A 22,086-nucleotide genomic window follows, 5' to 3' on the forward strand; every position below is an offset into this window, starting at 1 on the left:
GGCCGCAGCCCCGTGTGGAGCCGGTTGACCACCGCCACGCCTTTTTCTCTAGCGGGACAGGCTGTGATGACGTGCGACGGCGTGCCTAGTCCTAGTCCCACCACATCCTTGACGGATCCGTCCCAGCACATGCTTGACAGTCGACCTTGATGCGCAAGACTTCGGACGCCGATGTCACAGGAGGATGGCGTGGATTCGTTGGACTTGGAACTCTTCGCGGACTACCACCAGATCCACCTGAGCGACGAGGGGTCAACGGGCGACCTAAGCGAGGCATGGACCGGCCAGGCCTCTGTCGACCGACTGGTCGTAGTCGATGACGCGATAGCCCTCGGCACGTCGGTCAACGTTACGGTCGCCGTCACAGTTGACGTGTTGGACGCCCCGCCTGTCGACGACCTCGCCGACTACGACCATGTAGTCGAGGGAAGTATGCAGGTTCAGTCAGGCCGAATCGTGATCATGGGCTGCACCGACTACGAGCCGGACGCTGCGAGGTTCCGGGTGCCGCCGGGATCGGTTCGTGTCCGGGCGGCGAGTAGCAACCTGGCCGAGGCAGAGCGCTTGGGGATCGACTCCGACGAAGCCCCACAGACGATGGAGCGGCTGCGGGTGCAGGTGTGGCCCGCCCCGACTGGGGAGCCGGTTGTGCTGAAGCGCTGGGAGTCGTCGGTCGCTTAGCGACGCAGCGACTCAACACTGTTGGCGACAGCGATCATGCCAAGCGTCTGGTGAGACGCGAGTGTCAAGCATCAGCCGTGACGGGACAGCCGGACTGCCGGCGTGTGATGGGTCAGCTGATGCGCGACGTAGCTCTGCCAGGTGATGTGCGACGGGTGGTCTAGGAAACTGAGGTAGCGATCCGCGGTCGCTGGCCTTTGATGCTACGGACTGGCTGGGTGGTGGTGCGTCGGATGACTTTGGTGTCGCCGTCGGTGAGTTCGATGGCCAGGGTCGTTTCGGAGACGGTCACGGTGACGGTCTGGTGCCGGTGTAGCCGGCCGAGGGCGACCTTCTGGCCGGCGACCATGATGATGCCGCTGTTAGATGCCCGCCGTTGCACTCGGACGGGTTCGACCGAGGGTCGTGGTGGTGGCCCGGCTGGTCGGGCGCCGCGTAGGCGCTTCATCTGTTCGGGGCGGAGCGGGTTGGCGCGGGTGCGCAGGAGTTCGCGGGTGTCCAGGTCGTAGAACATGAGAAGGGTCGGCTCGATGCGGATGCCGACGCGTCGGCCGGCGAGGATCTCGGCGGCCAGGACGATGTGTTGGCCCAGCGAGACCCCTCCGCCTCGGTTGACGCAGCGTTCGACCTCGATGGCGTCGCCGTCCTCGATCGGCGGCAGAGGTGACGGCCCGGCTGGGGTGGCGCCTTGGCGGGTGAGGGTGGCCAGGTCGTTGACGCTCAGGTGGGAACGGACGGTTTTGATCCGGATGCCGGCGATGAGGACGTGGATCAGGTCGCAGTCGGCCCAGATCCGGGCCACCATGCCGGCGCGGTGGGTGCCCATCCAGAACTGGCGTTGGCACACCATCAGGTTGCCCGACGCCGGGACGACCCGGTCGAACTCCACCGGCCCACCCGGCTCGACCGCCGGCGGCTGGACCTGGACGGGCTCAGGGTCGGTCGAGGGCTGATGGAGCGGGGTGGAGGAGACCGGGTCCAAAGTGGGTGGCAGCCACAGATCGACCAGTGCCCGCTGCTGGGCCGGGATCGGCTGGAATCGGTCAGCCGGGGTGACCGGTGTCTTCGCATCGAGGGCCTGGTGGGGTCGGTCAGTGTTGTAGTGCAGCACGTATGCGTCCACCGCGGCCTGGGCCTCGGCCAGGCTGGTGAACGCCTCGGCGGTGTCGAGGAAGTCGGGCCGGACGGTGCCGTGGAACCGTTCGACCTTGCCGTTCTGGTTTGGTGAAGCGGGTGCGGTCAGCCGGTGCGTGATGCCGTTGTGGCGGCAGATCTTGTCGAACAGCACCTCACCGGTGCGGGGCCGGTACTTCCCGAACCGGTCGGTGAACTGCTTGCCGTTGTCGGTGATGATTTCCTCGGGAACCCCGAAACGGGCCAGGGCCTCCGCGAGGGCCAGACACACCGCCCGGCCGGTGGCCCGCTCCACCACCTTCGCGATCACGCAATACCGAGAGTGGTCGTCGACCGCCGTGACCAGCTTCGCCTCCCGCAGCACACCCGTGGCCGGGTTCACCAGCTGCACCCCACCGACGATGTCCATCTGCCACAACTGCATCGGAGCGGGCCGTTCCCACCGCTTATACGAGTCCTTCGGTCGTTTCCGGGGCCGGACCCGCAGCAGACCCTGTCGCTGCAAAATCCGGTCGATCGTCCGTTCCGACGGCACCACCAACTCATCGACCGCCCACGGGCCGGGCCTGCGCAGCATCTCCAACCGGATCCGCCGCGATCCCCACCGAGGATGCTCCCGGCGCATCTCCGCCACCGCGACCTCAACCGCCTCCGCCACCTGCCCCGGACAGGAGTGCGGCCGATGCGACCGGTCAACCAACCCGGCCAACTGCTCAGTCAGATACCGACCCACCCACCGATGCACCGTCGACCGATGCACCCCACAGTTGGCCGCTACCTCTGTCACATCCGACCCGGCCAACACCGCACGGACCGCATCCAACCGTTGCTCGACAACCGACAAGACAACCAGCGCCAATCCCGGCCTCCCCGAGTCCCGACGTCCCGCGGAGACGTCCGGCCCAGAGTGCCGAAACCGACCACCGTCGCAGATCACTTGGCGGACGCGTGTCGCACATCAGCCGACGGAGGACAAGCCGGCTGCCGGCGATGTCGAGTCTCAGGACGTGCGTGACAGATCAGTCTCGGGACGTGGGTGACACGTCCGGCTAGACGATCTTCAGTTTGCTTGCGTTGGGTTATCCGAAGGAGCCGTCGTCGCGGTTGGCGAAGGCGGCGCATCCGTCGTGTTCGAAGCGGACCCGTCCGTCGAAGTTCGAGGCGGGGTTCGTGCAGGCACCGTAGTCGTGGCCGAGTTCGCCGTCGAGGGGGATCCAGAATCGACATCCGCCGCATTGCTCGTCGTACCAGGCTGCTGGGTAGGCCGGGTCGGCGGTGTCGCGGTTGCGTTGTTTGATCCACCGCTGGTGGCAGTGGTTGTTGTGGTCCGCGTCGTTGCCGGTCCACGGTTTGCCCTGTGCCATGGGATCAGGGTGCGTCACGAGAGCCGATCGGAGGAGGGATTTTCGGGCGGGTAGGACGTCGAGGCGGCGTGCCGTTGCCGGGGCAGCTCCGGCTTGCGGACCTTGAATCGTGTGATGGGCTTGGTGGTGGTGCGCGGCACTTCGGTGAGGAGCTGGTCGCCGTCGTGGACGCGGAAGGTGGTGTCGGCGGCTTCGACGGTGAGGGTTGTTCCGGCGTGGGCGATGCCGACGTGGATGCGTTGACCGGCGATGACCAGAGATCCTCGGCAGCTGACACGGCGTTCGACCCGGACCGGCTCGGGTGCCGGGGTGGGTGGTGGTCCGGCGGGGCGGGCGTCGCGGATACGGGCCTGTTCGGCCGGGGTGAGTGGGTTGGGCAGGCTGCGCAGCAGGACACCGTCGGCGGTGATCTGCATGAGGCCGCGGTCGAGTCGGACGGTGACACGCCTGCCGGCGAAGTGGTAGCCGACGGGGTGTTGCCGGCCGGCGAGGCCGATCAGGCCGGTGGCGTTGACGAGCCGTTCGACCTCGATCGGGGCACCGACCTGGACGGGCCCTGTGGTGATCGGTGGTGGCCCGGCGGGTTGGCCGTCGTCGTCGAGGAGCTGCCGCAGGTGGGCAGGGGTGAGCCGGGACGGCACGGTTTTGAGTCGGACACCGTCGATGAGCAGGTGGATGACGGTGGTGTCGGCCCAGAGTGTGACCGGGAGTCCGGCGCGGGTGGGGCTGAGCCAGAACTGTTGCCCGCAGACGGTGAGGTTGCCCGAGGCGGGGACGATCCGGGTGACCTCCACGGCCAGGCCGACACCTTCGCCGGTTGTCACTGGTGCGGCTGCAACGGTGGCCGACCCAGTGGGCGCCGGGGGCATCGGCAGCGGCTTTCGGGGCGCGGGGATTGTGGTGGCCAGCGTCGGGGGCAGCCGCAGCGGCAGCTGCTCGTCGGCTGGTGGGGCGGTGAACCGGTCAGCGGGGAATGCCATGTTCAGGGACTGGTGCGGCCGTTGGGTGTTGTATTCGTCCCGGAACGCGTCGATGGCGGCTTGGGCCTCTTCCGGGCTGGCCCAGACTTCGACCTCGTCGAGGAGTTCGCGTTGCAGGGTCTGGTGGAACCGTTCGACCTTGCCGGTGGTGGTCGGGGTGCGGGGTTTGGTGTTGCGGGACACGATGCCGTTCTCGCGGCAGACGCGTTCGAACATCACCTCGGCCGGGCGGGGCTGGTTGAACCGGCCGGTGAACTGCTTGCCGTTGTCCGTCAGGACCTCCTCGGGGATCCCGAACCGCTGCAAAGCTTCGGTGAAGGCCAGGCACACGGCCCGGCCGGTGGCCCGGCGGACTACGGCAGCGATGACGCAGAACCGGGAGTGGTCATCCACGCCGGTGACGACCTTCGCCTCACCACCGTCGGCCAGTCGGATGCCGCCGACGATGTCCAGCTGCCACAGTTCCATCGGCCGGCTACGTTCCCACCGCTTGTAGTCCTCCCGACGACGACGGCGAGGTGTCGGGTTGACCAGGCCGTGCCGGATCAGCACCCGATGCACCGTGACCCGCGACGGGATCGGACCAGGACAGTCCCGACGGCCCAGCTCGAAGACCAAACGACGCGCACCCCAGCGAGGATGATTCCGCCGCAGCTCACAAATCAGCGCCTCCACCTCCGGCGGGGTCTGACTGGGCGAGGAACGCGGCCGGCTGGACCGGTCCGCGAGGCCTTCCAGGCCCTCGTTCTGATACCAGCCAAGCCAGCGATGCACGGCCTGGCGGGAGACTCCGAACCGTTCGGCGACGTCCCTGACCGTGGATCCGGCGAGCACGTCCTGGACGGCTCGGTACCGCTGTTCCATCACGCTCATCTCCACCAACACTCGGCGGAGTGTCACCCAGGTCCTGATACCGATGTGTCACGCAGGTCCCGAGACCGGACAGCCGGCTGCCGGCGAAGTGGTTCAAAGTTTCTGTACGTCTTCAAGGCGGCCCGCAACGGGCCGCACGCGCCGCCGCCTGGGCGCGCGCCGGCCGCTGCCGCTGTCGCTCTGCGGCCGTCACGCCTGACGCCCGGCGGCTGGCGCGGAGAGCGGGAAGCCCGGAGGGCCGCCGCAGAACGACAGACCGTTGACCGGTGGTGTGGTGGGCCGGCAGCCGGCCGGGCCGCGCGGCCAAGACCCGCGCGGCGTAGGAAAACGCACTCCGGCCGCGTCGGCGAGCTGGCGCGCGGTGCGCGGTTGCGGTTCGTGCGCCTCCGGCGGGGGCGCTCCGGCTCCAGGATGGCGGCGGCTCCGTCGGCGAGTCGCTGTCCGTGGGTGGTCGCGGCAGGCCATCCCGCCTGCCATCGACCCGGGCAAGCCGAGCAGACCACCGCCCGACCCGCCAGCGTCCGAACGAGCAGTCAAGGTCCGCTTGACGTGGCGGGACGGGCGGCGGCCCGCTCCCCAGGAGGGCGGGCCGAGGGCAGACGGGATGGCAGATTCGGTTTCGAAAGTCTTCGACTCAGGGATCTGGAGCCGCGCATCTCCCGACCATTAGAACGGTGGTTCATCCTCGCCCCAAACGGGTGCTTCGGTCGTCCCCCGACGTTCGCTCACATACCTCTGAACCCACTCCGGTCCACTAATATTGCCGGCTGACGTTATGACACAATCCCGTACATCGACGTTCTCAATGGCCGCTTTCTCCATTCGCGAGAGGTCATCGTCGGAGACCGCCTTCAGGCGATCGAGCAGTGGCACAAGAGTGCGCGTAAAGTTCCAGCTCATGGAGTTAACGAAGGCGTCCACTAAACTCGGCGTAAGGCGATTATGGAGAGACGGAGTTTTGGTGACCCAGTCCATGACGTAGCCGGCGACCTGATGGGGTTGGGCTCCATGGCATGCTTGGCTCTGATACTTCGCCATGAATCCGTAGGGGTTCAAGCCGTAGTTGAGGGGAAGGACTGGCCTGCGACGGCCAAGTGCCCACCCTGCCTCTTGAGCACACCATTCGCTGGTTCCGAACTCCCGGTGCATGAACACGACCATTGCGTCGCAGTCAGCAAGGGCTGCTTCAATCACCTCCCGCCACTCACCGCTAGGCTGGATGGAGTTGTGAGCAACGAATGGCTCGACTCCATATTGAACTAGGGAGTTGGCCACCTGCTCAACTACAGCGGCATGTTGAGCGACGTGGGAGAAGAACAGCCTAAGCTTATTGCCAGACCAAGGGCTTTTGCCAGGCTGGCTACCACCGGCCTGGTCTGTCAGGTAAGCGTGCAGCCCCGTAAGCTTTGCATCCTCCTCCTTCTGGATCATCCGCCTTACATAGTCGGCCCTAGTGTCTTCGTCGTGGTAACTGTAATTGGGGAACCCAAATTGATCGAGAATTAGATCAATGTCGTCCCATTCGTGCTTGTCGAGCAGGGTGATGCAGTCCCGAATTATTGCGATTCGTTGGGGTGGAGATAGCGGCAAGTTCGTCTCCCTATGCGTCCAGCGCTACCCGTCCGAGGGCTTCGGTATGGCAGTGCTCAAGTCCTCCACCCCGCAGGCGCAGGCCAGAAGTCCAGCGTATGCCTCAAGCTGCTGGCGCGTCATTTCGAGCGCTATCCGCAACTCTGGCTCTCGTTTCCAGGCGCGCTCATGTTCAAGTCGGGAAGTGCCCTCAGCTCGACTGCTTTCCCATGAGTCCAACTCTGGATGCCAATAACTCAACACTGGTCTCAACGCGTAGTTAAGCATGGCGACAACGAGGAACCCCAGATTGACTTCCCCCTCACCTTTCGGCTCGGCTACCCGGGGGCCGTATCGCCTAAGCACGTCCCGGCTACTTGAGAAGAGGGAGTACAAGCTCGTCAGCGCTTCCCGGAGTAGCCCGTATTGCAAGGGGGCAACGGCCGTCCGCGTGAGTAGCTCTACATACAGCTCCCATGCGGCCTCCCGCTCCGAAGTATTGGGCTCCCACGTCCCGGCGAGCTCGAATATTTTCAGGTTCAACTTCACTTCGATACTTTTTGGTGGTCGAATTGGCACTTCTCTGCCCCTTCTTTGCTACGCTTCATTTCAGTAAAGCTGCGGCGGCATTCCCTTGCGATCCACGACGGTTCGAACCTGAGCTTCCCACTTAAATATTAAGTCGTCCCACTCGGGGGATCTGAAGTAATCGTCGAGTGGCTCGTTGGGGTCGAATTCCGGCATATACATCCCAACGACTCCCTTTTGCAGCAGTCCGTCTTCAAGCACGCCCTTCTCGCGCAGTATTAAAATCGGCAAACCGAGTTGATAGGCCATAGCCGGCTCAATGTGAGCCCAGGGACTCGTTAACCATGTGGTATCAAGGCTGTAGGGCTTTAGGGCGAGATTGGTGCGAAAATTACCTGTCCCCCTGTCGATGTATGTGCGCTTCAGGGCGACGGTAATTAAGCCGTTTGATTCCAGCATGAGGCGCCTGATCGCCTTGAGTGGCGCATCCATGTCATAGTCGGTCACACCGAGAGTGCGTGGAGCGAATCCTCGGGAATCGAGATATGAGCACACCTTCTCGATAAAGAGGGACTGTTCTTGCATGCAAGGCTTCGGGTAACTCAAGAATATCGATATCTTGAACCTATTTCTGCCGCCTTGCACACCAGATGTCATCGTTCTCCCTCGGCAGGCCCGCCTCCGTCGAAGCGTAGGTGATGCCTCGTAGGCTTAGGGACGCGATTCTAAGGTGTCCACGTCCACAGTTGGGCACTCTGGATCATGCACTATCGCCCTGGCTTAGAGGCGAAGAGTCGACCTGGCTGTTACGGGCCGCCTCGATCGTCGTCCGGCCGCCAAGCGGCGAACAAGGATGCCGAGCGCGACCAGCGGTACTTTCAGAAACACCAGGTCAGCGACAACGTGAAGGTTGCTGACCTGGTGAGCGACGGGCGAGTCGACCCGTAGGCGAGATTCTGCGGCCCGACGGATCGGATAGTCGACACATGGCCAAAGGGCATGCCCCGGTGGGGATACCTTGCTCCGATGACCCCTCAAGGCTATGAGTTGTGGCTGTCCCAGCCAGCCGAGCAAGGCTCTGAGCGTGAGGTTGGCAGGGTGATCGGCTGGGAGTCCGACGGCCGCGAGTATGTACCGGTCATCGCCGTCACCCTGCCTGACGGATCGCTGCTGGGGGTTCAGAAGGCGCGGTCGGACCCTGACGGCTGCATGCTAGGCAGCAGTCGCGAGGAAGTCAGTCCTGCGTAGCGTCACAAGATCCGGAACATGCGCGGAATGATGAGGGCTTGGCTGGGAAGTCGGAAGACGTAGATCCTGGTAGAACGCGGGGTGCTTGTTGCAGCGCTACTTCCTTCCTAAACCGTGTGCTTGAAGGCCGGCGGCAGCTCGCAACGTAGGTTGTGATGGCCTGCTTTACTGACCGAGTGCCTGCCCGCCTACTTCTCTGCGTTGCGTTGCTGGCTGCGGGCGTGACGATGGCAGGGACCGGACTCGTGGTCGCCCTGGGATACATCGATCAGCCCGGGCCCTTCAACGAGGCGATACTCGGCGCGATCGGCACAGCCACGGTCTCGGCTGGTTTCGAGCGTTGGAGGAAGTGCCGCTCCTCGGGCTTGGGGCACACACGGGGCACAAGACAGCGTGAAACATCGGCAACCAGTCGGCAATGACGTGAGCCCAAGACGCGGCGGGACCAGCACGCCGAGCAGGTCGGTGCAGGTCGCGGGAGCGGCCATCTAAGTTCCGCCTCAACTCAACGCGAAGTCCTTGATGCCGGTGGCGATGGCCGAGACGGTCCCGACCAGACCCGTCACGGTCGCCAACCTGGAAGCTGGGGTCGCCCAGGTCCCGCGACTGAAGTCGGCCCATCGGCGATTCCAAAAGAGCAGCTTGAATTTCTGCCATCTGTGCTCGCGTATATGGCACCCGAGCAGCAGTCCGTAGGAGTTGTTGCGGCAGAAGGTTCCCTGCTTGCGGGTACCGGCACCACACCACGCAGGTGCCTGAAGCAGCGACCATATGACCACTCCGGCGGACAGGAAGTAGAGAAGCTCAGGGCCAGCGTTGCCGGACCACCAGACGGCGATCAACGCCAAGAGAGCGAGCAGCCCCCAGTACCGCCGAAGGATCTTCATACAGGATCTGTAGTTGATCGATGACGAACGGTAAATAGCTTTGACAGATGTCGGTCGTTAGGTGGCCATCCGACGGATGGCTGCTCTTGGGCCGTCCCTGGGCCGTCTGGGCCGTCACGGGCCGTCAAACGCTGACCAGAGACAACCACCGACGACCATCAGCGCCTTAAGAAACAGCAGTTCAGCCACCGTGTCGGGGCGGCTGACCTGGTGGGCGACGGACGAGTCGACCTGTACGCCGGATTCTGTGCGCGACGCGTACCCCAAGGGTTTTGCGCCGGCGGCGGCCATCCATCTCGGCCTGCCGTTGCCGGCAGGCTCCAGCGGCCTACCCGCAGACATCGGGCGGGCAGCCCTCAAGCGTCTGCGCCGGGTCGTCAGCTTGCGGTGACGGCCCTTGCTTGGCCTTGCTCCGGGTGGGGTTTACCTAGCCACCCCGGTCACCCGGGGTGCTGGTGGGCTCTTACCCCACCGTTTCACCCTTACCGTCCCCGTTGGGGTCGGCGGTCTGTTTTCTGTGGCACTGTCCCGCGGGTCGCCCCGGGTTGCCGTTAACAACCACCCTGCCCTGTGGAGTCCGGACGTTCCTCGGCGGCGGGCCTGAGCCCGCCGACGCGACCGCCCGGTCGACTCGTCCGTCGCGCCCCTATCCTAACGACGGACGGTCCGTCGGCACTCCCGCCCCACCTGGGTAAGATCGCGCAGGTCAGGAGGGGTCGAGGGCGAGGTCTTCGCCCTCGACGGCGACGACTAGCCTCGTGGGGCTATGGATCTCTCCCACGCCGCGCTGCTGCTCGCCGCCGGTCTCGCCGCTGGCACGGTCAACGCGGTGGCCGGTGGTGGCTCCCTGATCACCTTCCCGGCGATGATCGCGGTCGGGTTGCCCCCGGTGCCGGCGAACGTCAGCAACTCGGTGGCGGTGTTCCCCGGGTACCTGGCCAGCGTGGCGGGTAGCCGGCAGGACCTGCCGCGTCCCCGCGCGTTGGCCACGCTGGTGCCCACCACGATCGTCGGCACGATCCTCGGGGCGCTGTTGCTGCTGGCCACGCCGGCCCGCGCGTTCGAGCTGGTCGTACCGTTTCTGGTCCTCGGCGCGACAGCGGTCCTGGCCTTCCAGGATCCGTTGCGCCGGCTGGTCGGTCACCCCCGGGACATGTCGCCCCGCCAGCGGACGGTCGCGGTGCAGACGATGGTCGGGCTCGGTGCGGTGTACGGCGGGTACTTCGGTGCGGCGCTCGGGGTGATGCTGGTCGCCGGCCTGGCCCTGGTGTTGGACGCGACCCTGGCGCGGGTGAGCGCGATCAAGAATCTGCTGTCCGCGGTGGTGGGGTTCACGACGCTGGTGGTGTTCGCCCTGTTCGGCCCGGTGAACTGGGCGGCCGTCGCGGTGGTCGCGCCAGCCACGTTGATCGGGGGGTACGCGGGTGCCCGACTGGTCCGCCGGCTGCCGCCGGTCCTGCTGAAGACGCTGATCGTGGTGTTCGGTACGACGATCGGCCTATACCTGCTCTGGCGCGCGTTGAGCTGACGCCAGGAGTCGCGCAACTTCGGGGAAACTGCCGCCTCAGCGCGCGTCGAGGCAGCAGTTTCCCGGAAAGTGCGGGTCTTGAAGGAGGTCAGCCCACCGGCTCCTCGGCGGCCTTCTCGGTGTCGGCGGCGGCTCGGTTCCAGCGGGACCAGAGCACACGCTCGCCGTAGCCGGCGGCCATCAGGTGCGCGAAGGCCAGGTAGACCAGCACGCCGACGGCGAGCACACCGAAGCCGACCCAGAACGGCAACGACAGCGAGTGCTCGGCGAGCTTGCCGGAGATGATCGGCGCTGGCGCGGCGGCGCCCCAGCGGACCAGGTTGAACGCGCCGGTGGCGACGCGCCGGTCGCTGGAGCCGAGGCCGAGCGCCAGGTCGGTGAGGTTGGCGTTGGCCAGGCCCATGCAGAGTCCGGCGAGCACCAGCACCACGAGCGCTTCGGCTGTGCTGCTGGAGGTGGCGAAGAGGACCATGCAGACCAGCAGCCCGGCGATGGCCACGCCGACGGTCTGCACGGCGCCGATCCGGTGGGCCAGCCGGTGGCCGATCACCATGATGCCGGCGGCCAGGCCGAGCCCCCAGCCGGTGAAGGCGAGCCCCAGCGGGATGACGTCCAGGCCGAGGAAGAGCGGCGTGTAGCCGAGCACCACGAAGAACACGAAGTTGTACGCGCCGGTCACCACGCAGAGGGCGATGAACGCCGGCCGGCGGTAGGTGGCGAAGATCTGGCCGACGCGCACCGGGGCCTGGCGGTTGGTGGGCTCGCGCAGCTTGCGGGAGGCCACGCCGAGGGCGAGGACCATGAAGACGCCGCAGACGAAGAACGGCAGCCGCCAGCTGATCTCACCGAGCAGGCCGCCGATCAGCGGGCCGACGGCGAAGCCCATGCCCAGGGCGGTCTCGAAGAGGCCGACCACCCATTCCCGGTCGACGGCCAGGTTGACCAGCACCACCATGGCGGTGGCGAAGAACATCGCGTTGCCCAGACCCCAGACGCCGCGCAGCACGGAGAGCTGCACGATGTTGTCGCTGAACGAGGCGAGGATCGCGGCGAGGCCGACCACGGAGACGCCGGTGATGAGCACCGGTTTGAAGCCGAAGCGGCCGCTGGCCAGGGTCGCCGGGATCATGCCCAGGGCCATGACCGCGATGTACGCGGTGAACAGCAGCTCGACCTGCCAGGCGGTGACGCCGATCGCCTCGCCGATGGCGGGCAGGATCGGGTCGACGACGGCGATGCCGGCGATGGCGAGGAAGGCCACCAGCGTGGTGGCGTAGATGGCACTGCGGTTCGGTTCGGAACGCCGATCCACTCCGACTCCTCAAATAGCTGTATGGCACAGGTACTTATCCTGTATCATACAGCTATGAGTGACGACGACGAGATCACCCTCGGCCGCATCGAGACCGAGGTTGCCCTGCTGATGCGCTTCGGCGAGGCGACCCGGCGGGCCACCGGCACCGCCGAGCACCGGGTGCTCGACCGGGCGGCGTACGTGATCCTGCGTCACCTGGACACCGCCGGCCCGCAGAACGTCTCCGCGCTCGCCGCCCGGCTCAATCTGGACGGCTCGACCGTCACCCGGCAGGTGTCGGCGCTGCAACGCGACGGCCTGATCGTGCGCGCCCCCGACCCGACGGACGGCCGCGGCACGGTCATCTCCCCCACCCCGGCCGGGCTCCAGCGGATGGCCGCCGTGCAGAACGCCCGCACCCGGCTCTACGGCGACATGCTGGCCGACTGGAGCGCCGAGGACCGCACCGCCCTGGCAACCCTGCTGGGCCGCCTCAACCAGGCCCTGGTCTCCCGCAGCCGCCCCCGTTGAGTGCCGAAACGCGCCTGAGCGGCGGGAAACGCCCCTGATTCGTTTACGACATCAGCTCCACAGCGTCCGAGCAACACCCGCAGCGCCCGGACGCCACCCCACCCGATCGCGGCGGAAAAGGTGCGCCCGGGCACCGACCACGTCGGCACCCGGGCGCGTACCCGATCTCAGGCGACCGGCTCCCGGGCGGAGTCGGCGTCGCGGTCGGCGCCGGGGGTGACGCGGGGGTCGCCCTCGTCGGCGAAGTAGTCGTCCGGCTCGGTGCCGTCGACTCCCTCGTCCACCTTCGCGGCCCGCAGAGCCAGCGTCACCAGTGCCGCGACGGCAAGGTTGACCGCCACCGCCACGATCCCGACGTAGATCGTCCTGGTGGTGTCGAACCCGAACTCCGACAGCGGGAACGCCGAGCCACCGAAGTGCTTCCGGGTCGGGCTGGCCACCTGGTAGAGCATCCACATGCCCAGCCCCATGCCGACCGCCCAGCCGACGATCAGGCCGGTGCGGTGGAACCAGCGGGTGTAGAGACCCAGCGCCACCGCCGGGAGCGTCTGAAGGATGATCACGCCACCGATCAGCTGAAGGTCGATGGAGAACTGCGGGTCGAGGAAGACGATGCAGGCCACCGCACCGACCTTCACCACCAGCGAGGTGATCTTCGAGACGTTGGCCTCCTGGGCCGGGGAGGCGTCCCGCTTCAGGTACTCCTTGTAGATGTTGCGGGTGAACAGGTTCGCCGCCGCGATCGACATGATCGCCGCAGGCACCAGCGCGCCGATGCCGATCGCCGCGTACGCGACACCGGCGAACCAGTCCGGGAACTGCTGGTCGAACAGCAGCGGCACGACGGTGTTGTTGTCCACGCTGCCGGCAGAAGCCCCGGGCAACGGCTTCACCCCGGCCGCGATGGCCATGTAGCCGAGCAGCGCGATCAGCCCGAGCAGCAGGCTGTACGCCGGCAGCGCCGACATGTTCCGCTTGATCACGTCGCGGTTCCGGCTGGCCAGCACACCGGTGATGCTGTGCGGATAGAGGAAGAGCGCCAACGCCGAACCGAGCGCCAACGTCACGTACTGAAGCTGGTTGTTGCCGTTGAGCAGGATGCCGTCGTTCGGATTGGGCGAGGCGTCGAACTTCGCGTCCGCGGCGGCGAAGATGTCACCCCAGCCGCCCAGCTTGTAGGGCAGGTAGACGACCGCCACCAGGATGACGATGTAGATCAGGCTGTCCTTGACGAACGCGATCAGCGCTGGCGCGCGCAGCCCCGACTGGTAGGTGTACGCGGCCAGGATGGCGAACGCGATGATGATCGGCAGGTGCCGGGCCAGCGCGTTGTCGCCGGTGACCCCCATCGTCTTGAGCACCGCCTCGATGCCGACCAGCTGCAACGCGATGTACGGCATGGTGGCGACGATTCCGGTGATCGCGATCAGCAGCGCCAGCACCGGCGAGTCGAACCGGCTGCGGACGAAGTCGGCCGGCGTGACGAACCCGTGCCGGTGCGACACCGACCAGAGCCGGACCAGCACCAGGAAGACCAGCGGGTAGATGACGATGGTGTACGGGACGGCGAAGAACCCGGCCGCTCCGGCACCGAACATCAGCGCCGGCACCGCCACGAACGTGTACGCCGTGTAGAGGTCACCGCCGACGAGGAACCAGGTGATCCAGCCGCCGAAGCTGCGACCGCCCAACCCCCACTCGTCCAGGTGCGCCATGTCCTTCGGTGCCCGCCAGCGCGCGGCCACGAAGCCCATCACGCTCACCAGCAGGAAGAGGAACGAGAAGACGATGATCTCGGTGAGATGGTCACGCCACATCAGCGGTCACCCCGCTTCTTCGTCATCTGATAGACCAGCGTCGTGGTGCTGACGCCCAGCAGGATGAACGCCAGTTGCAGCCAGTAGAAGCGTGGGAAGCCGAAGACCCGGGGCGAGTCGCCATTGAAGAAGACCGGGATCAGCGGCACCACGATGGGAATGAAGAGCAACCAGTTCCAGGGACTGTGGTCCTTCGCCCTGGTTGGCGCCGCGGTCGGCGCCTCCGGTTCCGGTGCAGCCATCTGACACACCTCCGGGGAGTCGTGGCTCTCGATGTAACGGCCGGAGGCTACGACTCTGTGACGGCGGTCACCCGACCCGCCCGGAAGGTGCTGCGCCGAACGGCCGACCGGCTGCGCCGAACGGCGCGACCGACCAGCCGGGCGGATACGTCCAGTAGCGCCGGCTCAGAGCGCGGCGAGGTGGGCGGTGTCGTTGACCGTACGAACGGCGACGCCGCCGTCGGGCCACATGTCGAGCACGGAGATGCCGGCCGCGTCCAGGAAGAGCCGGTGCAGGAACCCGTCGCCGGCAGCGAGCGCGTCGCGGAGCATCAGCTTGATCGGCGAGACGTGCGAGACGACCACCACGGTCTCCCCGGGGTACGCGGTGAGCAGCCCGGTGACGACGCGGTGCGCGCGTTCGGCGACGTGAGTGAACGACTCCCCGCCCGGTGGGGCGATCCGGGGGGAGGCGAGCCAGGCGTCCATCTCCCCCGGCCACCGCTCGCGGACCTCGGTGAAGGTGCGACCCTCCCACTGGCCGAAGTCGCACTCGATCAGGTCGTCCTCGGTGCGCACCGGCACGTCGCCGTCGAGCGCTTCGGCGATCGACGCCGCGGTGGCCGTACACCGGGACAGCGGTGAGCTGAGCACGGCCCCGACGGACGGGGCCAGCTCGGCCACCCGGGCGCCGGTGGCGCGGACCTGGGCGCGGCCCTTCTCGGAGAGCGGCACGTCGCCGCGGCCGGAGTAGCGCCGCTGCTCGGTGTACTCGGTCTCGCCGTGCCGGACCAGGATGAGCCGGGTGGCCGTGAAGCTCGGCCGGGGCTCCCAGGACGCCGGCGCTGTGGCCGGGTCACTGCCGGTCGCGGGCGTCGCCGGCGGTTGGCCCGTCTTCGGGGCCGACGGGGGTCGGCCGGCGGCGGCGTCCATGGCGGCGTTGGCGAGCGCGTCGGCGTGCCGGTTCTGCTCGCGGGGGATCCAGGCGAACCGGACCGCGGCGAAGCGGCCCACCAGCCCGGCCGCCTTGGCGGCGAGGGGCCGCAGGCCGGGGTGCTTGATCTGCCACCGGCCGCACATCTGCTCGACCACCAGCTTGGAGTCCATCCGGACGTCCACCTCGGCGGCGCCCAGCTCGGCGGCGGCGGTCAGCCCGGCGATCAGCCCCTGGTACTCGGCGACGTTGTTGGTCGCCGTGCCGAGCGACTCGGAGCGCTCGGCGAGCACCTCGCCGGTCTCCGCGTCACGCACCACCGCGCCGTAGCCGGCGGGGCCGGGATTGCCCCGGGACCCGCCGTCGGCCTCGACGCTGACCACCCGCGGTGCCACGACCTACAGACCCGACTCGTTGGTGCGGACCATGATCCGCCGGCAGTCCTCGCAGCGGACCACGTCGTCCGGAGCGGCCTTGCGGATCCGGGCCAGGTCGGCGCCGGAGAGATCCAACCGGCACCCGCCGCAGCGGCCCGCAGTGAGCAGGGCGGCACCCAGCCCGGTGTCCGCGCGGATCTTGTCGTAGAGGTTGACCAGGTCACTTGGGAGGTCAGCGGCGAGGGGCTGACGGGCCCCGCGCTTGAACTCCTCCTCCTTGGCGATCTCGGCCATCGCCTCGTCGCGGCGCTGCTCGGTGGCGGCCCGCTTGTCGCGGGTGTCGGCCAGCCGCTGCTCCACGCCGTCCAGTACGCCCTGCGCGGTTTCCCGCTGCTCCATCAGCTCCAGCTCGGCGTCCTCCAGGTCACCCTGGCGCCGGTTCAGCGAGACCAGCTCGTGCTGGAGGGCCTCCAGCTCCCGGGCCGGGCCGGTGCCGGCGGCCAGCCGGTTCTCGTCCTTCTCCTTACGGACCCGGACCTGCTCGACGTCCTTCTCCAGCCGGGCGATGTCCCGGTCGAGGTCGTCGACCGCCACCTGGGCGCGGACCCGCTCGTCCTCCAGCGACGACAACTCCCGGGCCAGCGACTCCAGCTCGGCCCGCTCGGGCAGCGTCCGCCGGCGGTGGGCGAGCTGGGCGAGGTTGGTGTCGATCGCCTGGAGGTCGAGCAGGCGGCGCTGCACCTGAGGGTCAGCCTTCACGGTCGGGCTCCTTGTCGTCCACAACGGGTGCGGCGGCGTGCACGGTCCACGGATCGGTGTCCAGGTCGGACACCAGCGTCTCGACGCCCAGCGCCTCCCGGAGGAGGGCGGCCAGGTCGTCCAGCCACGGTCGTTCGGTCGCCCAGTGGGCGGCGTCGATCAGGGCGGGACCATCGGCGGCGAGGTGCTCGCCGGCCGGGTGGTGCCGCAGGTCGGCGGTGAGGAAGGCGTCCACCCCGGCGGCGGTCGCGGCGCCGAGGAAACTGTCCCCCGACCCGCCGCTGACGGCGAGGGTACGAACCATACGCCCGGGATCCCCCGCGGCGCGAACTCCCCAGGACGTGACCGGAAGCACGGCGGCGGCGTGCCGGGTCAGCTCGGCGAGGGTCATCGGGTGGGGCAGCTCGCCGATCCGTCCGAAGCCCCGGTCGTCGCCGTGGGCGGGCGAGCCGGGCGCGGGGCGCAGCAGCGGGCGCAGCCCGGTCAGCCCGAACCGGGCAGCGAGGGCGTCCGAAACGCCCGGGGAGGCGACGTCGGCGTTGGTGTGCGCCGCGTAGAGCGCCACCCCGGCCCGGATCAGCTGGTGGATGATCCGCCCCTTGAAGGTCGTCGGGGCGACCGACGAGACCCCGCGCAGCAGCAGAGGGTGATGCGCGATGATCATGTCGGCGTCGGCGGCCAGCGCCTCGGCGACCGTCTCGGGCACCACGTCGACGACGCAGAGCACCCGGCGCACCGGGGCGGACGGCTCACCGAGCACCAGGCCCACCCGGTCCCACTCTTCGGCCCAGACCGGCGGATAGCGCCGTTCCAGCTCGGCCACGACGTCGGTCACCGTCGGCGCGGATCCGCTTGTGCTCACGGCGGCCCAGCTTACCGGCGCGGGGACCGTGGGGCGGCGACGCCCGGCCCGGCCGCGCCGACTGGGAGCCCTGCCGGGAGCGCTAGGCTGCGGTCACCGAGACGGCGCGCAGCGCGGCCAGCGGCTTCGCCCACGGGAAGGCGGGCAGGTGCTGCTCCCCCGTTCCCGGCGGGTGCAGGGCGATCACGTGATCACCGAAGAGCACCGTGACACCCCACTCGGCCAGGCGGGCCACCCCGGCCCGAAACGCCGGGTGGGAGGCCATCGCCGCATTGGTGTAGGGCACCGCCACGATGGGGACGCCCTTGCCCTGCGCCTCGATCAGCAGCCCGAGCGCGAGGGTGTCGGTGATCCCGGCCGCCCACTTGTTGACCGTGTTGACGGTGGCCGGGCAGACGATCATGGCGTCGGCGGGCGGCAGCACGTCCGGGTCACCGGGATTCTTGTAGTGCGTCCGCACCGGGTGGCCGGTCTGCCGAACCAGTGCCGACTGGTCGACGAACTTCGCGCCGTCCGGCGTGGTGACCACGCAGACGTCCCAACCATCCTGCTGGGCAAGGTCGACCAGACGGCCGACGTGCCGTGCCAACGGCGAACCGCAGGCGATGACGTAGAGCACCTCGCGGTGCCCGCTGGTGCACGGTGGGCCGGCCATCAAGCCGGCTCCGCGCTCATACCCCTACTCCCATGTGCTCAGCCAACTCCGCTACCGGAGAAGGCGGCGCACCACGTGTGCGACGCAGGATGTCCGACATCACCTCGTGCGCGATCGGACGGCAACGGATCTCGGACGGAGCGAGTCGATCACCGAGCAGCAGCATCTCGCCGGCGTTCGCCACGTCGCCGATCTGGGCGTACCCGCGGGCGATGTCGAGCAGGTGGTGGGCGCGACGTTCGGGCAGCAGCGCGTTGAAGGAGGGCTCGGCGATGCGCAGCTGGTGCACCTCCACGGCCCGACCGCCGTCGCCCAGCTCCACCGCGGCGGCGGCCCGGTGCAGCTCGACATTCGTCGGGCCGAACGACGTCCAGTAGTGGTTGTGGTCGCCGCCGAGCAGGGTGGCGGCCTCCTGCGCGCAGTTGATCAGGTCGTCGACGCTGGCCGTGTCACCGATGCGGGAGGCGGCCATCGCACCCTGGAGCAGCAGCATCCCGTAGACGGACAGCCGGGCCGGGGAGACCTCGTTGCTGCCGCCCGGTGCCAGCCGGTTGGCGATCTGGACGTTCAACTCCAGCGCGGGACGGGCCCGGCCCATCGCGACCAGGGCGGCGCACACGCGGGTGGTGGCGATCCCGGCCAGCAGCGGGTCGTTGGCCCGCTGGGCCACCGCCATCGACCGGTCGGCGGCCAGCCAGGCCAGCTCGCACTCGCCGAGCTTGCGCAGCACCGACGAGGCGATCTGGTAGACCTGCCCGAGCAGGTGGGCCGCCTCGGGGGCCCGCTCACCGCCGTACGCGGCGTCGGCCGCCTGTGCGTCGCGCAGCAGCTTGGGCAGCGCCCGGGTGAGCATCCCGTAGCGGCCGTACTGGTAGGTGAGCCACGCGTGGTTGACGGCCTTGCGCATGTCGTCCAGCGGCGGCGGGGAGGGCGCCGCGTCGAAGTACGCGCTCATCGAGTCGTAGCGTTCCAGCGCCGCCCGGATCTCCTGCACCTCGATCTGGTCGATGCAGTTCAGCGCGTCGGTGCGGCGCTCCGGGTCCTTGCCCATGAGCAGTTGGACGTCCACCTGGAGGATGTCGGCGATCTCGTACAGGACGGAGAACTTGTCCAGTCGACGGACGCCGCGTTCGACCTTGTCCACCCAGCTCTTGGACTTGCCGAGCCGGTCGGCGAAGACCTGCTGCGACATCTTGCGTCGCCCCCGCCAGTAGGCCACTCGCCGTCCTATGGGTAGCTCGTCCATCTGCCCATCCTCCCCTGCCGCCCAGGACCCATTGAGTCGAGGCGATGTCCGCGGGTGCGGCGACTGTCGTTCACTTTCAGGTTTTCGCTGGTCGCACACGATGTACGTCAGCCGTACAGCCAGTCCTCGTACTTTTCGTGCAAGTTGCACGAGCCGTTCGTCAACCTCAACGATCGTGGGTTACGGCAGTGACGGTGCTCGACATGCGACCTGGCGACCGCCGGGCCAGAAGAGGGGAGATGGCACACATGTGGGGAAATGTCGCACCGCGCGTGGCCGAACTGTCGCCGCTGGAACGGGTCCGGCTGCGCCGGGTCGCCATGCGGTACGCCGCACACGGCTGGGAGGTGACCCCGGGTGCCTGCCTGGCCCGCAGTCGCTTCGTCTGCGGCCGGGCCGGCTGTCCCACGGTGGGCTGCCACCCCGCCCTGGAGAACTGGGAGCTGGCTGCCAGCGCCGACCCGGCCCGGGTGGCGACCTGGTGGCGCAGCCGCCCGCACGGGGTGCTGCTGCCCACCGGCCGGGCCTTCGACGTGCTGGAGGTGCCCGCCCACCTCGGCCGGCACGTGCTCGACGCGGTGCAGATCCACCCCGCCGGCACCGGCGTACGCGGGCCGGTGCTGGTCACTCCCACCGGGCGGTGGATGTTCCTGGTCCGCCCCGGCGACCCGCTCCGACCGGAGCTGGAGCACTGCTTCCACGTGGTCCGGCACGGCCCGGGCTCGTGGATCCCCGCGCCGCCGACCCGGCTGCCCGAGGGCACTGTGCGCTGGGCGGTCGCCCCCGAGCAGGCCCGCTGGCAACTCCCGGACTCGTACCTCGTGCAGAACACATTGATCGGGGCGCTGCGCGCCACCGGGGTGACGCTCACCCCCGACCTGCTCCCCGGTCACCTGCCCCTGCCCCGACGAGGCATGTGAAACAGGCCCGGTCGACGATTCCATCCGGTGCCCGACAGCGTCGCCGGAGCGCCGGTCCTCGTTGACAGGGGGACGGCGCGAACGCGCGCCACGAACGGGGGAACGATGTCCACGGACGACAGAGCCTCTCATCCCGGCGGCACCGAGCCGCCCCGGCGCAACCACCCACGACACCGCTGGGCCGGCACCCGACCGTCCGGATCGCGCCCCGGCCGCCCACGCCCCACCGGGTCCCGCCCGGCCGGCACCCACCGCCCGGTCCGCTAGGGCCCGCGTCTAGTCGGTCAGCGGGATGGCGGCGGAGTAGTACTGGCGGCCGTCGTCGGTGACGACGGCGTGGGTGTGGTCATCGTCCAGACGGTCCAGCCAGCCCAGACCCGTGGTCCCCATGGCCAGGGCGGCGGTGGCGTACGCGTCGGCCACCCCCAGGTCGGTGCCGACCACTGTCACCGAGCGCAACCCGCTGGCCGGCGCGCCCCGGCGCGGGTCCAGCACGTGCCGGCCCCTCTCGTACACGCCGGACGTGGCCACGGCCAGGTCGGTTCCGGTGAGCACCAGGCAGGTCGACATCGCGTCCCACGGGTGCCGGATGCCGATCCGCCAGGGCTCCCCCGACGGCGAGAGCCCGCGTACGCGCACGTCACCGCCGGCGTTCACGCAGTGGTTCGCGGCACCGGCAGCGAGCAGGCGGTCCGAGGCGACCTGGGCCGCCCAGCCCTTGACGAAACCGGACGGGTCGAGCCGCCCGGTGGCGTACGCGTCGAAGAACCCGTCGGTGGCGCCCCACAGGTCGGCGCAGGCCTCCAGCACGAACCGCAGATCCGCGGACGCCTCGGAGAGCAGCACCTCACCCCGGTCGAAGCGGCCCACCTCGCTGTCCGGCTTGTAGGTGCTGAACCGGGCGTCCACCTCACGCATCCAGGCAAAGACCTGGTCCGCAAGCTCGCGCAGTGCCGCCGGTGGCAGGTCGTCGGCGAGATCCAGGGTGATCGCCGTACCCATGATCTGTTCGACCCGGCACAGCCCGGGTCGGGTCAGCGCGGCCGGCACGTCAGAATGCCTGCTCGATGGCGGACCGCAGGGACTGCTTGTAGGCGTTGCTGGTCTCGGTGGCGCCGGAGACGGTGTTGAGGTTGGCGCTCTGCTTCTGCACCACCTCGCCGCCGGTGCCGTCGTAGCGGTTGCTGACGTCGCCGCTGTGGATGTCGGACTCACCCCCGGTGGGCAGCGACAGTGCGACGGCCTCGACGATCCGGTTACCGGAGACCACGATCTGCACCTGCACGTACCCGTAGTTCTCGCTGCCGTCCTTCGCGTCGAAGCCGGCGCCGGTGACCCGGCGGGTGGTCGACTGGGGCGCCTTGGTGGTCCGCGGGGCGCTGGGGGCCTTCGTCGTCCTGGTGGCAGACGGGCGGGCGGTGGTCTTGCCGGGTTTGGGCGACGTCGACGGCCCCGCGCTGGCTGATGACGTCGGCGCTACGCCCGCCGGGTCGGCACCCGGCGCGTCCGGGGCGGCGCTGGGATCGGTGCCCGGCCCGGCGGGGTTGACCGGCTGGGCGGTCGGCAGGTTCTGGGCGACCGGGGTGGCGCTCGTCGAGCCCTTGAACACCACCAGCGCGGTGGTGCTGGCGGCCAGACCGGTGATCGCGAGGAACGCGCGACGCATGGGATGCCTCTC

General features: G+C 68.5%; 21 protein-coding genes and 1 other RNA gene. 4 read left to right on the forward strand and 18 right to left on the reverse strand.

The features are described 5' to 3' along the window. The first annotated feature begins 189 nt into the window (after positions 1–189). Positions 190–681 (forward strand): hypothetical protein, encoded by a 492-nt coding sequence (locus CLT68_RS30930; protein ID WP_099857838.1) that lies wholly within the window; start codon positions 190–192, stop codon positions 679–681. Positions 682–841: 160 nt separating this feature from the next. Here the strand turns inward: CLT68_RS30930 and CLT68_RS30935 are convergent, their stop codons facing one another. From CLT68_RS30935 to rnpB, 8 genes are all read right to left on the reverse strand, one after another. Beyond that, positions 842–2,674 carry an IS481 family transposase gene (locus CLT68_RS30935; RefSeq protein WP_099856250.1) on the reverse strand — a complete coding sequence of 611 codons (1,833 nt, stop codon included), beginning with the start codon at positions 2,672–2,674 and terminating at the stop codon, positions 842–844. A gap of 220 nt (positions 2,675–2,894) precedes the next feature. Beyond that, on the reverse strand, positions 2,895–3,179 hold the full coding sequence (locus tag CLT68_RS30940) for a DUF3027 domain-containing protein (protein ID WP_099849192.1): 285 nt from the start codon (positions 3,177–3,179) through the stop codon (positions 2,895–2,897). Between the two features lie 14 nt (positions 3,180–3,193). Further along, positions 3,194–5,032, reverse strand: coding sequence for an IS481 family transposase (locus CLT68_RS30945; RefSeq protein ID WP_433653345.1), 1,839 nt, complete (start codon positions 5,030–5,032; stop codon positions 3,194–3,196). 666 nt (positions 5,033–5,698) lie between these two features. Next, positions 5,699–6,622: a toll/interleukin-1 receptor domain-containing protein gene (locus CLT68_RS30950; protein WP_143743296.1), complete on the reverse strand. Its 924-nt coding sequence runs from the start codon at positions 6,620–6,622 to the stop codon at positions 5,699–5,701. Between the two features lie 24 nt (positions 6,623–6,646). Beyond that, positions 6,647–7,150 carry a hypothetical protein gene (locus CLT68_RS30955; RefSeq protein ID WP_199177182.1) on the reverse strand — a complete coding sequence of 168 codons (504 nt, stop codon included), beginning with the start codon at positions 7,148–7,150 and terminating at the stop codon, positions 6,647–6,649. Positions 7,151–7,210: 60 nt separating this feature from the next. Further along, positions 7,211–7,636, reverse strand: coding sequence for a hypothetical protein (locus tag CLT68_RS30960; protein ID WP_199177183.1), 426 nt, complete (start codon positions 7,634–7,636; stop codon positions 7,211–7,213). A gap of 1,241 nt (positions 7,637–8,877) precedes the next feature. Further along, on the reverse strand, positions 8,878–9,264 hold the full coding sequence (locus CLT68_RS30970; protein ID WP_099856258.1) for a hypothetical protein: 387 nt from the start codon (positions 9,262–9,264) through the stop codon (positions 8,878–8,880). A 218-nt stretch (positions 9,265–9,482) separates the two neighbouring features. Next, positions 9,483–9,898, reverse strand: an RNA gene (gene rnpB, locus CLT68_RS30975) — RNase P RNA component class A. Between the two features lie 132 nt (positions 9,899–10,030). On the opposite strand from rnpB, the gene CLT68_RS30980 reads away from it, so the two are divergent. Next, positions 10,031–10,792 carry a sulfite exporter TauE/SafE family protein gene (locus CLT68_RS30980; RefSeq protein WP_099856260.1) on the forward strand — a complete coding sequence of 254 codons (762 nt, stop codon included), beginning with the start codon at positions 10,031–10,033 and terminating at the stop codon, positions 10,790–10,792. 88 nt (positions 10,793–10,880) lie between these two features. Here the strand turns inward: CLT68_RS30980 and CLT68_RS30985 are convergent, their stop codons facing one another. Then, the gene (locus CLT68_RS30985; RefSeq protein ID WP_099856262.1) at positions 10,881–12,104 is read right to left on the reverse strand and encodes an MFS transporter; all 1,224 of its coding nucleotides are present in this window, start codon (positions 12,102–12,104) and stop codon (positions 10,881–10,883) included. A 54-nt stretch (positions 12,105–12,158) separates the two neighbouring features. On the opposite strand from CLT68_RS30985, the gene CLT68_RS30990 reads away from it, so the two are divergent. Continuing rightward, on the forward strand, positions 12,159–12,617 hold the full coding sequence (locus CLT68_RS30990; protein ID WP_099856263.1) for a MarR family winged helix-turn-helix transcriptional regulator: 459 nt from the start codon (positions 12,159–12,161) through the stop codon (positions 12,615–12,617). A 167-nt stretch (positions 12,618–12,784) separates the two neighbouring features. Here CLT68_RS30990 and mctP read toward each other — a convergent pair whose 3' ends face one another. The 7 genes from mctP to CLT68_RS31025 form a co-directional block, all read right to left on the reverse strand. After that, entirely contained in the window at positions 12,785–14,434 is a 1,650-nt protein-coding gene (gene mctP / locus CLT68_RS30995) for a monocarboxylate uptake permease MctP (protein WP_099856265.1), read from the reverse strand. After that, positions 14,434–14,676, reverse strand: a complete 243-nt coding sequence (locus CLT68_RS31000) for a DUF3311 domain-containing protein (RefSeq protein WP_099856267.1) — start codon at positions 14,674–14,676, stop codon at positions 14,434–14,436. Before CLT68_RS31000 ends, mctP begins: the two co-directional genes overlap by 1 nt. Before the next feature lie 165 nt (positions 14,677–14,841). Then, positions 14,842–15,984 (reverse strand): bifunctional RNase H/acid phosphatase, encoded by a 1,143-nt coding sequence (locus CLT68_RS31005; RefSeq protein ID WP_099856268.1) that lies wholly within the window; start codon positions 15,982–15,984, stop codon positions 14,842–14,844. 3 nt (positions 15,985–15,987) lie between these two features. Further along, complete coding sequence (locus CLT68_RS31010; RefSeq protein WP_099856270.1) at positions 15,988–16,725, reverse strand: zinc ribbon domain-containing protein; 738 nt, start codon at positions 16,723–16,725, stop codon at positions 15,988–15,990. Then, complete coding sequence (locus CLT68_RS31015) at positions 16,715–17,587, reverse strand: Nif3-like dinuclear metal center hexameric protein (protein ID WP_099856272.1); 873 nt, start codon at positions 17,585–17,587, stop codon at positions 16,715–16,717. Before CLT68_RS31015 ends, CLT68_RS31010 begins: the two co-directional genes overlap by 11 nt. An 82-nt stretch (positions 17,588–17,669) precedes the next feature. Then, positions 17,670–18,242 carry a flavoprotein gene (locus tag CLT68_RS31020; protein ID WP_099856273.1) on the reverse strand — a complete coding sequence of 191 codons (573 nt, stop codon included), beginning with the start codon at positions 18,240–18,242 and terminating at the stop codon, positions 17,670–17,672. A gap of 16 nt (positions 18,243–18,258) precedes the next feature. Beyond that, entirely contained in the window at positions 18,259–19,488 is a 1,230-nt protein-coding gene (locus CLT68_RS31025) for a helix-turn-helix domain-containing protein (protein WP_099856275.1), read from the reverse strand. Positions 19,489–19,736: 248 nt separating this feature from the next. Between CLT68_RS31025 and CLT68_RS31030 the strand changes: the two genes are divergently transcribed. Next, positions 19,737–20,408, forward strand: coding sequence for a bifunctional DNA primase/polymerase (locus CLT68_RS31030; RefSeq protein WP_088949537.1), 672 nt, complete (start codon positions 19,737–19,739; stop codon positions 20,406–20,408). Positions 20,409–20,684: 276 nt separating this feature from the next. Here CLT68_RS31030 and CLT68_RS31035 read toward each other — a convergent pair whose 3' ends face one another. After that, positions 20,685–21,410, reverse strand: a complete 726-nt coding sequence (locus CLT68_RS31035) for an FAD:protein FMN transferase (protein ID WP_099857845.1) — start codon at positions 21,408–21,410, stop codon at positions 20,685–20,687. A gap of 49 nt (positions 21,411–21,459) precedes the next feature. Continuing rightward, on the reverse strand, positions 21,460–22,074 hold the full coding sequence (locus CLT68_RS31040) for an FMN-binding protein (RefSeq protein ID WP_099856276.1): 615 nt from the start codon (positions 22,072–22,074) through the stop codon (positions 21,460–21,462). Between the last annotated feature and the right edge of the window lie 12 nt (positions 22,075–22,086).

Source organism: Micromonospora sp. CNZ299 (genome assembly GCF_002754415.1).

Excerpts from the sequence above, each read along its gene's own strand:
- CLT68_RS30970 (WP_099856258.1), bottom strand. The coding sequence starts at position 9,264 with ATGAAGATCCTTCGGCGGTACTGGGGGCTGCTCGCTCTCTTGGCGTTG.
- CLT68_RS31030 (WP_088949537.1), top strand. The coding sequence starts at position 19,737 with ATGTGGGGAAATGTCGCACCGCGCGTGGCCGAACTGTCGCCGCTGGAA.
- CLT68_RS30945 (WP_433653345.1), bottom strand. The coding sequence starts at position 5,032 with ATGAGCGTGATGGAACAGCGGTACCGAGCCGTCCAGGACGTGCTCGCC.
- CLT68_RS30990 (WP_099856263.1), top strand. The coding sequence starts at position 12,159 with ATGAGTGACGACGACGAGATCACCCTCGGCCGCATCGAGACCGAGGTT.
- CLT68_RS31000 (WP_099856267.1), bottom strand. The coding sequence starts at position 14,676 with ATGGCTGCACCGGAACCGGAGGCGCCGACCGCGGCGCCAACCAGGGCG.
- CLT68_RS30980 (WP_099856260.1), top strand. The coding sequence starts at position 10,031 with ATGGATCTCTCCCACGCCGCGCTGCTGCTCGCCGCCGGTCTCGCCGCT.
- CLT68_RS30940 (WP_099849192.1), bottom strand. The coding sequence starts at position 3,179 with ATGGCACAGGGCAAACCGTGGACCGGCAACGACGCGGACCACAACAAC.
- CLT68_RS31040 (WP_099856276.1), bottom strand. The coding sequence starts at position 22,074 with ATGCGTCGCGCGTTCCTCGCGATCACCGGTCTGGCCGCCAGCACCACC.
- CLT68_RS31025 (WP_099856275.1), bottom strand. The coding sequence starts at position 19,488 with ATGGACGAGCTACCCATAGGACGGCGAGTGGCCTACTGGCGGGGGCGA.
- CLT68_RS31035 (WP_099857845.1), bottom strand. The coding sequence starts at position 21,410 with ATGGGTACGGCGATCACCCTGGATCTCGCCGACGACCTGCCACCGGCG.
- mctP (WP_099856265.1), bottom strand. The coding sequence starts at position 14,434 with ATGTGGCGTGACCATCTCACCGAGATCATCGTCTTCTCGTTCCTCTTC.
- CLT68_RS31020 (WP_099856273.1), bottom strand. The coding sequence starts at position 18,242 with ATGGCCGGCCCACCGTGCACCAGCGGGCACCGCGAGGTGCTCTACGTC.